Genomic DNA, 13,707 nt, shown 5'->3' on the forward strand with positions numbered 1-13,707 from the left:
CCTCTGGCGATCCAGCCATTCAGAGGTCAGTCTATGTCTTTCGACGAAAATCATCAGCATAAAACAATCGGCATTATCGGCTTTGGTGCATTCGGGCAACTTATCGCCCGTTACCTGAGCCCGTATTACCGGCTGTATGCTTATGATCCTGTCGCCAGACTGGATAATGTTGCAGGCGCGCTTTCCGTAACACTTGCGGCAATCGAAGATGCAGCCCGTTGCGACATCGTTATTCTGGCAACACCCGTATCAAACCTTGAAGCAGTCGTTGAAGCAATTGCGCCGCATCTGCGGCCCGGCGCGCTGGTTATGGATGTCGGATCGGTGAAGGTTGTCCCAGCCAATATCATGCTCAAAGGTCTGCCGGATCATGTCGATATTGTCGCCACGCATCCGCTGTTTGGCCCGCAAAGCGCACGCAACGGGATCTCTGGTCTGAAGATTGCAATTTGCCCGGTTCGTGGCACGCAAGCACTTCGCATAGGCGCATTCCTGCGCAAGCATCTGGCGCTTGATGTCATCGTAACAACGCCCGAAGACCATGATCGCGATGCGGCCATGGTTCAGGGGCTGACACATCTGATCGCAAAAGTGCTGGTGCAGATGGAGCCATTGCCCACGCGCATGACGACGAAGAGCTTCGATCTCATCATGCAAGCGGTGAGCATGGTGCGCCATGATGCACCGGAGGTTTTCCATGCCATCGAACGTGCAAATGACTTTGCACCGCAAATTCGTCAGCGCTTTTTCGAACTGGCTGCTAATGTGAACGAAGAACTTAGCCGAGTCCCTCAAGCATGACGATGGCGTCCTGTTTCAATAATGGAAGTTGAGATGATAAATCGCGATACGCTTTACCTTTTGCAGCCGGGTTTTGAGGACCCGGCCTATCCCGGTCAAAAATTCTATTGCGAGCATTGCGCCTTGATGGAAGGTGTTCTGGCTTCATTTCCTGAACTCGGAAAAAACCTAGACATCAAGCGGATCGCCTGGCCGCGACCGAGGCATGAAGTCATTGCGCTTGTAGGGGAAGAAAACCAGTCTTTGCCTTTGTTCATATTGGCGAAAGGTGATCGCTCGGTCCACCAGACCGGCGAGAATGAGGGCAATGCTTTCGTTTCCGACAAGGATGCGATTCTCGCAGTGCTTGCTGAGCGGCACGGTTTCCCAAATCCACATCCATAAAGAAAGTCGATGCCATGAGCGGCAAAATACTGATCAGCGCCTGCCTTGCGGGTCATCCAGTCCGTTACAACGGATCAGCAAAGCCGCTTGCGCATCCACTTGTTGATCAGTGGCGTGCCGAAGGGCGACTCGTGACCGTTTGTCCCGAATTGATGGCGGGCTTCAGCGTACCGCGCCTCCCTGCAGAAATCGCTGCGGGAGGCGATGGTGAGGCCGTTCTTTCCGGAAAAGGCCGCGTCATTGAAGAAACCGGCGGCGATGTAACCGCACAATTTGTCGCCGGTGCTCAGGCCGCGCTTGCCGTGGCAAAAGCAAATGATTGCCGCTTTGCTCTGTTAATCGATGGTAGCCCATCTTGCGGCAGTCGCACGATCTATGATGGCAAATTCATCGGCCAGAAGCATTCTGGTGCCGGTGTCACCGCCACTCTTCTTCGCGGCCATGGCATCGAAGTTTTCGCAGATACGGAAATCGAAGACCTTGGTATTCGTCTGCAAGCTTTAACTTAGCTCGCTCAAAATCCATTCACGAAAGGCACGGACTTTGGGCATATTCTTTCGCACTTTGGGATAGACCAGCCAATAGGCTCGTCCATCGTCGCAAAGAAGATCAAAGGGCTGGATCAATTGCCCGGATGCCAGTTCTGCCGCGTGAAAGGCAGGCGTAAGGATGCCCACACCCTGCCCGGCAGCGGCTGCTCGCCCTTCGAGATGTTGCGCACCATAACGGCTGAATGCGTTACCCTTTATTTCCGGGTTTTCAATTCCGGCAGCCTTGTACCAGATATTCCACCATGGATCGGTGGGATCGACAGCGCGAAGACGCAACAGATCAGCAGGTTCTTTAATACCCCCGACCGACTCCATAAGCTTAGGGCTGAGCATTGGCGTGAACTGCGCTTTAATCAGCTCATGCGAGATCATACCGGGCCAGTCACCACTTCCGCTGCGGATAGCCATATCGACATTCGAGGTCGAAAAATCGACCATATCATTCGATGTATCCAGCCGCACAGCTAGCGCCGGATGCTGCATCTGGAACGACCCCAATCGCTGAACCAGCCAGTTGGACGCGAAAGTCACTACAGCGCTGATCGTCAAAACACCCTGTGTGTCTTCGCGTGCCGATGCAAATGCCGTCCGCATGGCTTCAAAAGCTTCATTGATGGAAGGTGCGAGACGCTTGCCCAGTTCGGTCAATTCCACCTGGCGTGGCTTTCGCAGAAACAGCGGCGCACCGACGCGCTCTTCCAGCAATTTTATCTGATAGCTGACGGCAGCCTGAGTCATTCCAAGCTCTTCCGCAGCACGCGTAAAACTCGCATGGCGGGAAGCGGATTCAAAAACGCGAATGGCTGAGAGTGGCGGTAAGGGCGACGTCATGATGCATAAATTCTCCTTATACATCATAATCGACGTTCAATTGGAAAACAACGCGTTTTTCTGTCATAACTATAGGTACAGTTTAACCGAAAGCCCAGCTTCCCACTAGGCTTTAAGCTCAGAAAAAATCGAGACCGACCATGCGTGATGTTGAGATCAACTCATCAGCGATTGCCGTTGTTTGCCCTGAAAAAATGGCCTCTTCCGGCCTGCACGCGTGGATTGCACGCTTGTTCAAGCGGAAGCCGAGCCATTACGTCATCAGCGAAAATTCGCCGGAATATTTGCTGCGCGACGTGGGCATCAAAGAAGGACGACCATCCCATTTTGACCGTGACGGACACAAGTTGCCTGAATGGTGAATTTACTGTTTTTACGCATTATCCTATGCATCGCAGCAGGAAAAGAAATCAGTCCGGTGAACTGATTTTCCTGCGGAGGCGCTTCGCACTTTTACTGGAAATGCTTTTAGCCGCTAACCACCGCAAAGCCACGCGCTTTCAAACCCCGCCGGTCCTCGCGCAGATTATCGATCAGGCGCGACCGGCTTCCTCCCAGATGCGATGTCATCAGAGCCGTGGCTTGAGACGCATCTCCTTCCCGCACTGCATCAAGAATTGCGCGATGCTGCTGCCACGCACGCGCCAGCGCGTCCGCGTCGCGCACTTCAAGCCAGCGCGCTCGTGACAGCCGCTGCATGGCATCGCGAACACCACGGCTCAGAAATTCATTGCCTGAAAGTCGCGCAAGTTCGATGTGAAAATCCATGCCCACACGATGCCATTCCTCGCGTGTGCTTTTGGCATCGCAACTGTTCAGCATTTCGGCAATTGCCTCGACGCCACTGCGATCTTCCAGCGCGCAAGTGACATTGAGGGCGGCAATCTCCAGTGCCTCACGATAAACGCCGATCTGTTCAATTTCCGCGAGATTGATCGGCGAAACAGTCCAGCCGCGCCCTTCCCGCCCGACAAGCCCTTCGGCCTCAAGACGCAAAAGTGCTGCCCGGATTGGCGTGCGCGAAGCATTAAACTGCGCTTCGATCCAGCGTTCGGTCAGCCGCTCGCCCGGCCCCAATTCAAGCCCGAGGATCATATCGCGAAGCTGTTCTTCGACTTGACGCATCTGTGACATTAGACCCTCGATAATTCTGGCTAGTATGGCGGACCCGAAATTCGCATCCCTGCAACGCAGCCACCTGAGCGAATTTCGGGCCCAAAGCCATACTAGTAAAGTTTTGAATCTAGCGTGGGTTACGGATTTGAAGTTCCTAAACGTGAATGCAATACAAATTGCAGGAACTTCAAATCCCCCACGCTAGCGGCTGATTGACAAGCCGTCAGGACAGGCGCATGTGTGTATTCCGTTTTGGTATCCCAAAATGGCATACAATGCAATCACGCATAGAAGACACGGAACACAGCATGAGCACCCAGCACGCCACAAGCGGCGGCAAGGCCACGACACAATCGTCAGCCGCGATTGCAAATGACGAGAATCAGGAACGCTATTGGAAGCAGAACCTTATTATCTGCCTCGTTGGCTCCTTTACGACGCTTGTTGCCATGTCGTTACTTCTGCCGTTTCTGCCGCTCTACGTGGAACAACTCGGCGTCGCCGATCACGCCGCTATCGTGCAATGGTCCGGTATTGCCTATGGCGCTACCTTTCTCGCAGCCGCAATTGTAGCTCCGTTCTGGGGCAAGCTCGGCGATCTTTATGGCCGCAAGCTGATGCTGATCCGGGCGAGCCTTGGCATGGCAATTGCCATGTCGCTGATGGGCATGGTCACAGATATCTGGCAACTGGTAGCTCTGCGACTGTTCGTCGGCGTTGCCGGGGGCTACTCGTCGGGTTCGATGATCCTCGTCGCTACGCAAACGCCTAAAGACAAAACTGGCTGGGCGCTGGGTGCACTTTCGGCAGGCATTATGGGCGGCAACCTGGCTGGCCCTTTGCTCGGCGGCGCGCTGCCGCCATTGATCGGTATCCGCGCGACTTTCTGGCTGGCCGGCAGCGTGATTTTTTTCACCTTCCTCGCCACCACGTTTCTGATCCGTGAGGAACGGAAACCACCCAAGCGCAGCAAGGAAGAGAACAAGGAATCGGTCTGGGCTGCCATTCCAGATCGCAAACCAATTATTGCGATGCTCGCAACAGGCATGCTGTTGATGTTCGCCAATATGTCTATTGAACCGATCATCACCGTTTATGTCATGCAACTGATGGATGACCAAACCAAAGTGACGCTGATTTCCGGCGTTGTAATGGCTGTTGCAGCGCTCGGCAGCATACTGTCTGCCTCCAGACTTGGCCGTCTCGCAGACCGTATCGGCCATACCCGCGTTATCATCGGCGCATTGACCGTTGCAGCGCTCCTGCTGATCCCGCAAGCCTTTGTCACGCAAGCCTGGCAGCTGATTGGCCTGCGCTTTCTGATGGGGCTGGCATTGGGGGGCCTTTTACCCTGTATCAGCAGCGTCATCCGCCACAATGTTCCCGACCGGGTCGCAGGCAGTGTGCTCGGGCTTTCAGTTTCGGCGCAGTATGTGGGTCAGGTCGCAGGTCCCGTTGCTGGCGGGTTTATTGGCGGTCGCTTTGGAATGCCCGCAGTATTCCTCTGCACATGCGCGCTCATGGGTGCGGGAGCAATTTATAACTGGGGTGTTCTGAGAAAAGCTTCACAGAATTGATGCATGAGGGCGATAATTACCCTCATTCCCCGATTCTTTGAGACAAGCCATGACGACACATATTTTTGCGCCCTACGATGCTCTTGCAGCCAAGCTTTTGCCACACGCAATCGACAGCCATGAGGACGGATCACATGATCTGTCCCATCTTGCTCGCGTATGGAAAAATGCGGCCCTCATTCAGCAGACTGAGGGCGGAGACGCCGAAATATTATGCGCAGCAGCCCTGCTCCATGATTGCGTCAGCGTCGAAAAGAACTCACCGGATCGCCATCGCGCATCAGGATTAGCCGCAGAAAAAGCCGCCAATCTCCTGCGTGAGCTTGGATGGAATGAAGAACGGATCGCAGCAACAGCTCATGCAATCGAGGCACATAGCTTCTCAGCCAATATTGAACCACGTACTGTTGAAGCTAAGATTTTACAAGATGCGGACCGGCTCGATGCAATCGGCGTCATTGGGGCCGCACGCTGCTTTTACATTGCAGGCCGCATGGGCAGCGCACTTTATGATTGGCAAGACCCAAAGGCCGAAAACCGCCCTCTTGACGACAAACGCTATGCGCTGGATCACTTCCGCACCAAGCTTTTCAAACTTGCCTCCGGTTTCAAAACTGAAACCGGAAGACAGATGGCGGCGGAACGCCACGAAAGACTGGAAGCCATATTCAACGACTTCCTGAGCGAAGCGGGTTATTAGATTGAATAACCGCCATCGACGCTGAGTGCGGTTCCGGTCACCATCGATGATGCGTCCGACGCCAAAAAGAGTGCGGCTTCCGCAATATCTTCCGGTTTGGAAAACCGTCCGAGCGGGATTGAGCCTTTCAGGCTCTCGCGTGCCTCGGGGGTGTCTTCTGCGAGAAACATCCCCAAAGCTTCGCCGTCACTTTCAGCAGGGCAGATACAGTTGACGCGAATGTTCTTTTCGGCCAGCTCAAGCGCCATCGCCTTGGTCGCGCTCACAACCCAGCCTTTGGAAGCTGCAAACCACGTAAGACCTTTGCGCGGACGATTGGCCATTGCAGATGCCGTGTTGATGATCACGCCGCTGCCCTGATGTTCCATGATCGGCGCGACAAGCAATGTCGAATAATAAATCGCCTTCATGTTAACCGCATTGATGAGATCAAAACTATGCTCATCTACTTCCGTCAACGGCATGTTGCGATGCGTGAAACCGGCATTGTTGACCATGATATCGATGCGACCGAACTTGTCGAATGCCGCACGTGCCAGCCGCTCCATATCGTCCTTGCGTGACACATCGGCCTGCACGGACAACGCATCTTTACCGATATCGGCAAGTTCGTCTTCCAGACGTTTCACATTCACATCGGCCAGCACGACCTTGGCACCCTCGGCTGCAAATCGGCGCGCTATGGCTGAACCGAAACCCGATCCAGCGCCTGTGATAATCGCAACCTTGTCCTGCAGCCTCTTCATGTCATTCTCCTTTGCGGATGTGGGATATGATCCGCCCGTCAAATCAGTAAAAACTTTGTTCAGCACTGCTGTGTTCATGCCTGAATATGGCTCTATGTTGAACATGTCATCTATGCATATGCGGTTAACCGAGATGCAATGACAGCTGTAATTGGCAACATTCGCGAGAATGTTACATTGGATGGTTGAATTTAAATCGATTAGATTATAGACAAAGGCTGCACGAAAATCGCAATCTGCTATTAGCGAAGTGATTTGCGTCAGAAGTGGAAGAGAGCAATATATGACCAGCCAGATAATACCGGTAGAGCCCTTCGATTGCATCGTTTTTGGCGGTTCCGGCGATCTTGCCGAACGCAAACTGATTCCTGCGCTGTATCAACGTCAGCGTGCAGGTCAGCTCAGTGAGCCGACACGCATCATCGGCGCGTCGCGTAGCGCTATGACAGATGAGGAATATCGCAAGTTTGCACGGGATGCGATCAACGAGCATGTGAAGGCTTCAGAAATCGACGCCAAGGAAGTCGAAGCATTTATTGCGCGCCTTACCTATGTCGCAGTTGATGCGAAATCCGAAGATGGTTGGGCCGCTCTCAAGGAAGCTATTGGCAAAAAGCCGGAGAAGATCCGCGCTTTCTATCTTGCTGTAAGCCCAACACTGTTTGGTGACATTGCTAACCGTCTCAAGTCGCATGGCCTTATCACCCGCGACACGCGCATCATCGTTGAAAAGCCGATTGGCCGCGATCTTGAATCCGCCAACGCGCTTAACGACACGATCGGCAGCGTTTTCCGCGAAGACCAGATTTTCCGTATCGACCATTATCTGGGCAAGGAAACCGTTCAGAACCTGATGGCTCTGCGCTTTGCCAATGCTCTTTATGAGCCACTGTGGAATTCCGCGCATATCGATCATGTGCAGATCACGGTTGCCGAAGCCGTCGGCCTTGAAGGCCGTGCAGGCTATTACAACACCGCAGGCGCGCTTCGCGATATGGTGCAGAACCATATTCTGCAGCTTCTCTGCCTCGTCGCCATGGAGCCGCCTTCGTCGCTCGAAGCAGATGCCGTGCATGACGAAAAGGTCAAGGTGCTGCGTTCGCTGAAGCCAATCACCACGGCCAATGTCGAAGACGTTACGGTTCGCGGTCAGTACCGCGCCGGTGCATCCGCAGGCGGCCCTGTTAAGGGCTACCTCGAAGATCTCGGCAGCGACGACAGCAACACCGAAACCTTTGTTGCGCTGAAGGCTGAAATCGACAACTGGCGTTGGGCTGGCGTTCCTTTCTATATGCGCACGGGCAAGCGTCTTGCATCGCGCGTTTCGGAGATCGTCGTCACCTTCAAGCCGATCCCGCATTCGATCTTCGGCGAAAATGCTGGCAAGGTCGTCGCCAACCAGCTCGTCATCCGTCTGCAGCCTGATGAAGGTGTGAAGCAGTGGCTGATGATTAAGGATCCAGGTCCGGGCGGAATGCGTCTTCGTCACGTTCCGCTCGACATGAGCTTCGCCGAGTCGTTCAATGAACGTAACCCGGATGCCTATGAACGCCTGATCATGGACGTTGTTCGTGGCAACCAGACCCTGTTCATGCGCCGCGACGAAGTTGAAGCTGCATGGCGCTGGGTTGACCCTATTCTCAAGGGTTGGGATGTGAACAACCAGCAGGTTCAGGGCTACACGTCAGGCACATGGGGTCCGTCGTCTTCGATCGCTCTTATCGAGCGTGATGGACGGACCTGGCACGAAAGCTGATAAAGCAAAGACCCGGAGACGTTGACAGACATTTCCGGATCAGTCTTTGTGCCAAAAAGAAAGAGCGAGCGCGAATACCTGGTAGGGGGTGCTCGCTCTGTCCTGACTTGAAAGGTATGGCATGAGCATCGAACGGCACGATTTTACCAGCGGAACGGAATTGGCACAGTCGCTTTCTGAAGCGATTGCGGACAAGCTGGCTGCCGCTATTGCTGATCGGGGGCAAGCGACGCTCGCTGTTTCCGGCGGCACAACGCCGCTCAAGCTGTTCGACATCCTGTCTCGCAAGATGATCGACTGGACGCTTGTTACAATCACGCTCGTCGATGAGCGTTTTGTGGCACCGACCAGCGAGCGTTCCAACGAAAAGCTGGTGCGCGACCACCTGTTGCGCGATCACGCAGGCGTTGCGAAGTTTGTGGGCCTCTATAATCCGGCAGCGACCGCAGAAACCGCTGCACTTGCAGCAGCAAATCGCATCGACGCATTGCGCCGTCCTTTCGATGTCGTTGTGCTCGGCATGGGTAATGATGGCCATACGGCCTCGTTCTTCCCGAATGCTGACAGGCTCGATCAGGCCATCGATCCAAAGACCAAGGCCGTCGTTCTGCCAATTCATGCGGAAGGCGCAGGCGAAAAGCGTCTGACACTGACTTTGCCGCTGCTGGTCGAAGCAGACATGCTTGTTCTGCATATCGAAGGCGCTGCCAAGCAGGCAACGCTTGAGAAAGCACTCGCCAACGACGACGAAAATGAAATGCCGGTTCGCGCCGTGTTCCACCACGCCCGCAAGCCGATACAACTCTACTGGACGAGCTAACAGTCCCATCGAACGCAGCAGTTTGCGTTTGGGACTGTGGGTTTTATAATTAGCCACAGGCAAGCCTGGCAATATTACAGCAGGTGATACCCATGACGACGCAGACTGCGCATACCCATATCAAGGCCATCACCGAGCGTATCATTGAGCGCTCGAAACCGACCCGCGAAGCCTATATTGGGCGCGTGCGCGAGGCGGCTTCCCGCAAGCCGCATCGCTCAATCCTTGGATGCGCCAATCTAGCCCACGGTTTTGCAGCCTGCGGCCCGAATGACAAGGCGGCTCTCACCGCCGACGTCGTGCCTAACCTCGGCATCATTACCGCTTACAATGACATGCTTTCGGCGCATCAGCCGTTTGAAACCTATCCTGAACTGATCCGCAAAGCCGCGCGCGAAGCAGGCGGTGTAGCACAGGTTGCAGGCGGTGTGCCTGCAATGTGCGATGGCGTTACACAAGGCTTTGCCGGAATGGAGCTTTCGCTGTTTTCGCGCGAAGTGATTGCCATGGCAGCAGCCGTCGGCCTCTCGCATGATATGTTCGATGCTGCAGTCTATCTCGGCGTCTGTGACAAGATCGTACCAGGGCTGATCGTCGGCGCACTGACCTTCGGGCATCTGCCAGCGGTCTTCATTCCTGCCGGTCCGATGACGAGCGGCCTGCCAAATGACGAAAAGGCAAAGACCCGTCAGCTTTATGCCGAAGGCAAAGTCGGGCGCGCAGAATTGCTGATCTCTGAATCAAAATCCTATCATGGCCCCGGCACATGCACCTTCTATGGCACTGCCAATTCCAATCAGATGCTGATGGAAATCATGGGCCTGCATTTGCCCGGCTCATCCTTCGTCAATCCCGGCACGCCATTGCGCGATGCCCTCACCCGCGAAGCTGCCAAGCGCGCGCTGGCGATTACGGCTTGCGGCAATGAATACACGCCTGTTGGCGAGATGCTGGACGAGCGGTCTTTCGTCAATGGTATCATCGGGTTAAACGCCACGGGCGGCTCGACCAACCATACGATCCATCTGATCGCAATGGCGGCATCCGCAGGCATTAAGCTCACATGGCAGGATATTTCGGAAATATCGGATGTCGTTCCACTTCTGGCACGGGTCTATCCGAACGGCCTTGCCGATGTGAACCATTTTCATGCTGCTGGCGGCATGGGCTTCCTGATCCGCGAATTGCTCGACGGCGGAATTTTGCACGAAGATGTCCGCACCGTCTGGGGTGAAGGTTTGCGCCCTTATGCGATTGAACCAAAACTCGGTGCGAATGGCACTGTTATTCGAGAACCGGTTCCGGAAAAGAGTGGCGACGACAAGGTTCTGGCGAAGATCCATTCGCCTTTCCAACCGACAGGCGGCATCAAAGTTCTGACCGGCAATATCGGCAATGCGATCATCAAAGTTTCCGCCGTGAAGCCTGACCGCCATGTCATTGAAGCACCAGCGAAAGTCTTCAACGATCAGGCCGAATTGCAGGCAGCCTTCAAGGCTGGCGACCTCACCGGCGACTTTATCGCAGTTGTTCGCTATCAGGGGCCGAAAGCCAATGGTATGCCCGAACTGCACAAGCTGATGACTGTGCTTGGCATTTTGCAGGATCGCGGACAGCGTGTTGCACTCGTTACCGACGGCCGTCTTTCCGGCGCATCCGGCAAGGTGCCGTCGGCCATCCATGTGACACCGGAAGCTCTCGACGGTGGCGCGATTGGAAAAATCCGCAATGGCGATATTGTTCGTCTTGATGCCGTAAACGGAACTCTGGAAGTGCTGATCAGTGATGCGCTTCTTGATGAGCGCATCGAACAGCGTCCTGATCTCTCAGGCAATGAACACGGAATGGGACGTGAACTCTTCCGCGCCTTCCGTCAGATTGCCGGACGGGCCGATGAAGGCGCTTCAGTTTTCTGATAAGCGGCATCAATAAAATAAGGCAAAGCGGTTTTTACGCCGCTTTGCCTCTCAAATTGACAGAAACTTCACAAAAAGGCGCAAAATGCGCCTCTAAGTTGTTTCAAAATACTGGCTTTTCGAAACCAGCACTGCGGCAAGCAGCCGTTAAAGTGTTCGCCATCAGCATGGCAATGGTCATCGGACCGACGCCACCCGGAACTGGCGTAATGGCACCGGCCACCTTTTCTGCATCCGCAAAATCGACATCGCCAACAAGACGCGTCTTACCTTCCCCCTTTTCGGGCGCAGGAATACGGTTGATACCCACATCGATCACCGTCGCACCCGGCTTGACCCAGTCGCCCTTGACCATCTGCGGACGACCGACTGCGGCAACCAGAATATCTGCAGTGCGCGCAATCGCAGGTAGGTCATTGGTACGGCTGTGCGCAACGGTCACGGTCGCATTTGCTGCAAGCAACAGATTGAACATAGGCTTGCCGACAATGTTGGAACGACCGATCACAACGGCATTGAGGCCCGACAGATCGCGACCATGAACGCGCTCGATCATAATCATTGCGCCAGCGGGCGTACATGGAACAAAAGCCGTGTCGACTTCGCCGGTGCCAAGCTTGCCCACATTGATGAAATGGAAGCCGTCAACGTCCTTTTCCGGCGAGATTGTCTGGATAACGCGACCTGAATCGATGTGTTTTGGCAGCGGCAACTGCACCAGAATACCGTGGATCGCCGGATCATTGTTCAGGCTGTCGATCAGGTCGAGAAGTTCCTGCTCAGATGCATCTTCCGGCAGATCGTGCTGAACGGAAACAAAGCCGCATTCCTTGGCCTTCTTGCCCTTCGAGGCCACATAAACCTGGCTTGCCGGGTCTTCGCCGACGATAACCACTGCAATACCGGGTACAATCCCGGTCGCATTGACGAGCTTTTCGGTCTCACGCTTCACCGTGGAAACCACATCCTCGGCGAGCTTCTTGCCATCGATCAATTGGGCCATATCGAATGCTCCGTTTTAAACAAGCGGTGCCTTGGGATACACCGCCTTGATCCTGAAAACATGCCAATAAGCGTCATCAACTAAGATGACAATCTCTGAGTGACCAAGTTTCAGGATAAAGTCGCAAAATGCCTGAGTGTGAAGGCTATTTCGTAAAGCAATGCGATGGTGACAAAGATCGCATGATAACGCCGATTATCGGTGAACATCGCTATAAGACTTCCCACAATCAGCGCGCCGACACGAATAGGATACTCAATGCCGTAGTTTTGATAATGTTCAAAACCTTTAAGCAGCGTATCCACGACGTCAGCAATATAGACCAGCGCAAGAATTCCGAAGAACCATTTACGTCGCGAGATGAAATAATCGCGATAGCCAGTGTATCCTTCAAGGCTATCGGGGAAGAGAAGAGTGCACAGCAGGAAGTAAAGCCCCGCGTAAAAAATAACGAAAAAATAGATTTCAAATGTCCAGAGAGGTATAACCCGCAGATTAAACTCGAACCACCAAAAGTGAATTACAGACAACAAAATAAACGCAACCCACGCCATGTGCACAGGGTAAATTTTCTGCTTGTCCGGGTGCTGAATGAAACGGGCAAAGCCCGTCAACAAACGTGATACGCAAAGGCCAAGAATAATGCCGATGATAATGCGAACATGCGTGAAAGCTTCCGCTGATGGCACGCCAGTCGTTAATGCCGGATCCATTGTTCCCCTCAATGCTATGCGCTCGACATATTGGAACAGAAAAAGTAAGCAATCAATAAATCACAGTAAAATTATAAAAAAGAAAGCAGTGCCAACTTTCGTCGGCACTGCTCACTATAACCATTAACAATGCAAAACGCTTAGTTGATGGAGTTCAGGAAGCTTTCCCAGCTTTCCGACCAATGCGTGCGGCTTTTCTCATCCGCAGACCGAACATTACACGTCTGCAAATCGCTTTCCGGAATATCCTTCTGTGTTTTTTCGCATACCCAGACATCGTTATTTTCAGGCACAGTGGATGCTACGACACTGACGATCTTGTTGTCTTTAATGCCGAGAAGAATATCGAAATCAGCCTCTTCATTATTGAAAGCCCATGAACAATATTCGTCGAAATCCGGACGATTTTCGTCTGGCTTACCACAGGCCTTGTCATGATCGGGTGCAAGCTTGTCCATAAAGGCTTTACCCGCAGGTGACGTAATAACAAGATCAGCATCCGAAAGCTTGCTGATTGCCTTGACACCCCAATCAGGACCATTTGGCGTTTCGGCTGCAGCCGCACCTGCTGCCATAACACCAGCCGCGATTGCGGCTACACGCACGATATGGAAAGCTTTTCCAAGCATTGGCTCACCTTTTAAAGCAATGATTTACAACAGATTTTATTAGGTCGTAATTATTTTCCAGAAAGAGACCTATCCATAAAACAGCATCTGTTCAACAAAGAATTGATTGCAAGTTTGAAACATTAAAGCGCGTCTCTTCTCCAGAGTTTTTGCCTTCGCGCCTT

General features: G+C 53.5%; 15 protein-coding genes. 9 read left to right on the plus strand and 6 right to left on the minus strand.

Features of this window, described 5'->3' with window-relative positions:
- The first annotated feature begins 33 nt into the window (after positions 1-33).
- Genes ACSME1_RS18425 through ACSME1_RS18435 form a run of 3 tightly spaced genes read left to right on the plus strand, consistent with a single transcriptional unit; the run spans position 34 to position 1,694 of the window.
- Positions 34-801: a prephenate dehydrogenase/arogenate dehydrogenase family protein gene (locus ACSME1_RS18425; protein ID WP_424577643.1), complete on the plus strand. Its 768-nt coding sequence runs from the start codon at positions 34-36 to the stop codon at positions 799-801.
- A gap of 36 nt (positions 802-837) precedes the next feature.
- Complete coding sequence (locus ACSME1_RS18430) at positions 838-1,185, plus strand: DUF3088 domain-containing protein (protein WP_435655463.1); 348 nt, start codon at positions 838-840, stop codon at positions 1,183-1,185.
- 14 nt (positions 1,186-1,199) lie between these two features.
- The gene (locus ACSME1_RS18435; RefSeq protein ID WP_424577642.1) at positions 1,200-1,694 is read left to right on the plus strand and encodes a DUF523 domain-containing protein; all 495 of its coding nucleotides are present in this window, start codon (positions 1,200-1,202) and stop codon (positions 1,692-1,694) included.
- Here the strand turns inward: ACSME1_RS18435 and ACSME1_RS18440 are convergent.
- Entirely contained in the window at positions 1,686-2,567 is an 882-nt protein-coding gene (locus ACSME1_RS18440; protein WP_100556889.1) for a LysR substrate-binding domain-containing protein, read from the minus strand. The genes ACSME1_RS18435 and ACSME1_RS18440 overlap by 9 nt on opposite strands.
- Positions 2,568-2,707: 140 nt before the next feature.
- On the opposite strand from ACSME1_RS18440, the gene ACSME1_RS18445 reads away from it, so the two are divergent.
- Positions 2,708-2,929: a hypothetical protein gene (locus ACSME1_RS18445; protein WP_435655160.1), complete on the plus strand. Its 222-nt coding sequence runs from the start codon at positions 2,708-2,710 to the stop codon at positions 2,927-2,929.
- A gap of 106 nt (positions 2,930-3,035) precedes the next feature.
- On the opposite strand, the gene ACSME1_RS18450 is transcribed toward ACSME1_RS18445, so the two are convergent.
- Positions 3,036-3,701, minus strand: a complete 666-nt coding sequence (locus ACSME1_RS18450) for a GntR family transcriptional regulator (protein WP_424577640.1) — start codon at positions 3,699-3,701, stop codon at positions 3,036-3,038.
- 290 nt (positions 3,702-3,991) lie between these two features.
- Between ACSME1_RS18450 and ACSME1_RS18455 the strand changes: the two genes are divergently transcribed.
- A complete protein-coding gene (locus ACSME1_RS18455; protein ID WP_435655161.1) occupies positions 3,992-5,260 on the plus strand; it encodes a multidrug efflux MFS transporter in 1,269 nt (422 codons plus the stop codon).
- A gap of 49 nt (positions 5,261-5,309) precedes the next feature.
- Positions 5,310-5,960, plus strand: a complete 651-nt coding sequence (locus ACSME1_RS18460; protein ID WP_435655162.1) for an HD domain-containing protein — start codon at positions 5,310-5,312, stop codon at positions 5,958-5,960.
- Here ACSME1_RS18460 and ACSME1_RS18465 read toward each other — a convergent pair.
- Positions 5,957-6,706 carry an SDR family oxidoreductase gene (locus tag ACSME1_RS18465; RefSeq protein ID WP_105706185.1) on the minus strand — a complete coding sequence of 250 codons (750 nt, stop codon included), beginning with the start codon at positions 6,704-6,706 and terminating at the stop codon, positions 5,957-5,959. The genes ACSME1_RS18460 and ACSME1_RS18465 overlap by 4 nt on opposite strands.
- Before the next feature lie 283 nt (positions 6,707-6,989).
- On the opposite strand from ACSME1_RS18465, the gene zwf reads away from it, so the two are divergent.
- The 3 genes from zwf (at position 6,990) to edd (ending at position 11,198) form a co-directional block, all read left to right on the plus strand.
- Entirely contained in the window at positions 6,990-8,462 is a 1,473-nt protein-coding gene (zwf, locus tag ACSME1_RS18470; protein ID WP_132227934.1) for a glucose-6-phosphate dehydrogenase, read from the plus strand.
- A 121-nt stretch (positions 8,463-8,583) separates the two neighbouring features.
- Complete coding sequence (pgl, locus tag ACSME1_RS18475) at positions 8,584-9,282, plus strand: 6-phosphogluconolactonase (RefSeq protein WP_435655163.1); 699 nt, start codon at positions 8,584-8,586, stop codon at positions 9,280-9,282.
- Between the two features lie 92 nt (positions 9,283-9,374).
- Positions 9,375-11,198, plus strand: a complete 1,824-nt coding sequence (edd, locus tag ACSME1_RS18480) for a phosphogluconate dehydratase (RefSeq protein WP_435655164.1) — start codon at positions 9,375-9,377, stop codon at positions 11,196-11,198.
- Positions 11,199-11,301: 103 nt separating this feature from the next.
- Here edd and folD read toward each other — a convergent pair whose 3' ends face one another.
- From folD to ACSME1_RS18495, 3 genes are all read right to left on the minus strand, one after another.
- The gene (folD, locus tag ACSME1_RS18485) at positions 11,302-12,201 is read right to left on the minus strand and encodes a bifunctional methylenetetrahydrofolate dehydrogenase/methenyltetrahydrofolate cyclohydrolase FolD (protein ID WP_111787048.1); all 900 of its coding nucleotides are present in this window, start codon (positions 12,199-12,201) and stop codon (positions 11,302-11,304) included.
- A 110-nt stretch (positions 12,202-12,311) separates the two neighbouring features.
- Positions 12,312-12,914 (minus strand): hypothetical protein, encoded by a 603-nt coding sequence (locus ACSME1_RS18490; RefSeq protein ID WP_024896427.1) that lies wholly within the window; start codon positions 12,912-12,914, stop codon positions 12,312-12,314.
- A gap of 140 nt (positions 12,915-13,054) precedes the next feature.
- On the minus strand, positions 13,055-13,543 hold the full coding sequence (locus tag ACSME1_RS18495) for a hypothetical protein (protein ID WP_024896428.1): 489 nt from the start codon (positions 13,541-13,543) through the stop codon (positions 13,055-13,057).
- Between the last annotated feature and the right edge of the window lie 164 nt (positions 13,544-13,707).

This window comes from Brucella pituitosa (assembly GCF_965577835.1).
Lineage (GTDB): Bacteria > Pseudomonadota > Alphaproteobacteria > Rhizobiales > Rhizobiaceae > Brucella > Brucella pituitosa.

Coding starts and splice junctions, on each gene's coding strand:
- ACSME1_RS18425 (WP_424577643.1), top strand. CDS start 34: ATGTCTTTCGACGAAAATCATCAGCATAAAACAATCGGCATTATCGGC.
- ACSME1_RS18435 (WP_424577642.1), top strand. CDS start 1,200: ATGAGCGGCAAAATACTGATCAGCGCCTGCCTTGCGGGTCATCCAGTC.
- ACSME1_RS18440 (WP_100556889.1), bottom strand. CDS start 2,567: ATGACGTCGCCCTTACCGCCACTCTCAGCCATTCGCGTTTTTGAATCC.
- ACSME1_RS18445 (WP_435655160.1), top strand. CDS start 2,708: ATGCGTGATGTTGAGATCAACTCATCAGCGATTGCCGTTGTTTGCCCT.
- ACSME1_RS18450 (WP_424577640.1), bottom strand. CDS start 3,701: ATGTCACAGATGCGTCAAGTCGAAGAACAGCTTCGCGATATGATCCTC.
- ACSME1_RS18455 (WP_435655161.1), top strand. CDS start 3,992: ATGAGCACCCAGCACGCCACAAGCGGCGGCAAGGCCACGACACAATCG.
- ACSME1_RS18460 (WP_435655162.1), top strand. CDS start 5,310: ATGACGACACATATTTTTGCGCCCTACGATGCTCTTGCAGCCAAGCTT.
- ACSME1_RS18465 (WP_105706185.1), bottom strand. CDS start 6,706: ATGAAGAGGCTGCAGGACAAGGTTGCGATTATCACAGGCGCTGGATCG.
- zwf (WP_132227934.1), top strand. CDS start 6,990: ATGACCAGCCAGATAATACCGGTAGAGCCCTTCGATTGCATCGTTTTT.
- pgl (WP_435655163.1), top strand. CDS start 8,584: ATGAGCATCGAACGGCACGATTTTACCAGCGGAACGGAATTGGCACAG.
- edd (WP_435655164.1), top strand. CDS start 9,375: ATGACGACGCAGACTGCGCATACCCATATCAAGGCCATCACCGAGCGT.
- folD (WP_111787048.1), bottom strand. CDS start 12,201: ATGGCCCAATTGATCGATGGCAAGAAGCTCGCCGAGGATGTGGTTTCC.
- ACSME1_RS18490 (WP_024896427.1), bottom strand. CDS start 12,914: ATGGATCCGGCATTAACGACTGGCGTGCCATCAGCGGAAGCTTTCACG.
- ACSME1_RS18495 (WP_024896428.1), bottom strand. CDS start 13,543: ATGCTTGGAAAAGCTTTCCATATCGTGCGTGTAGCCGCAATCGCGGCT.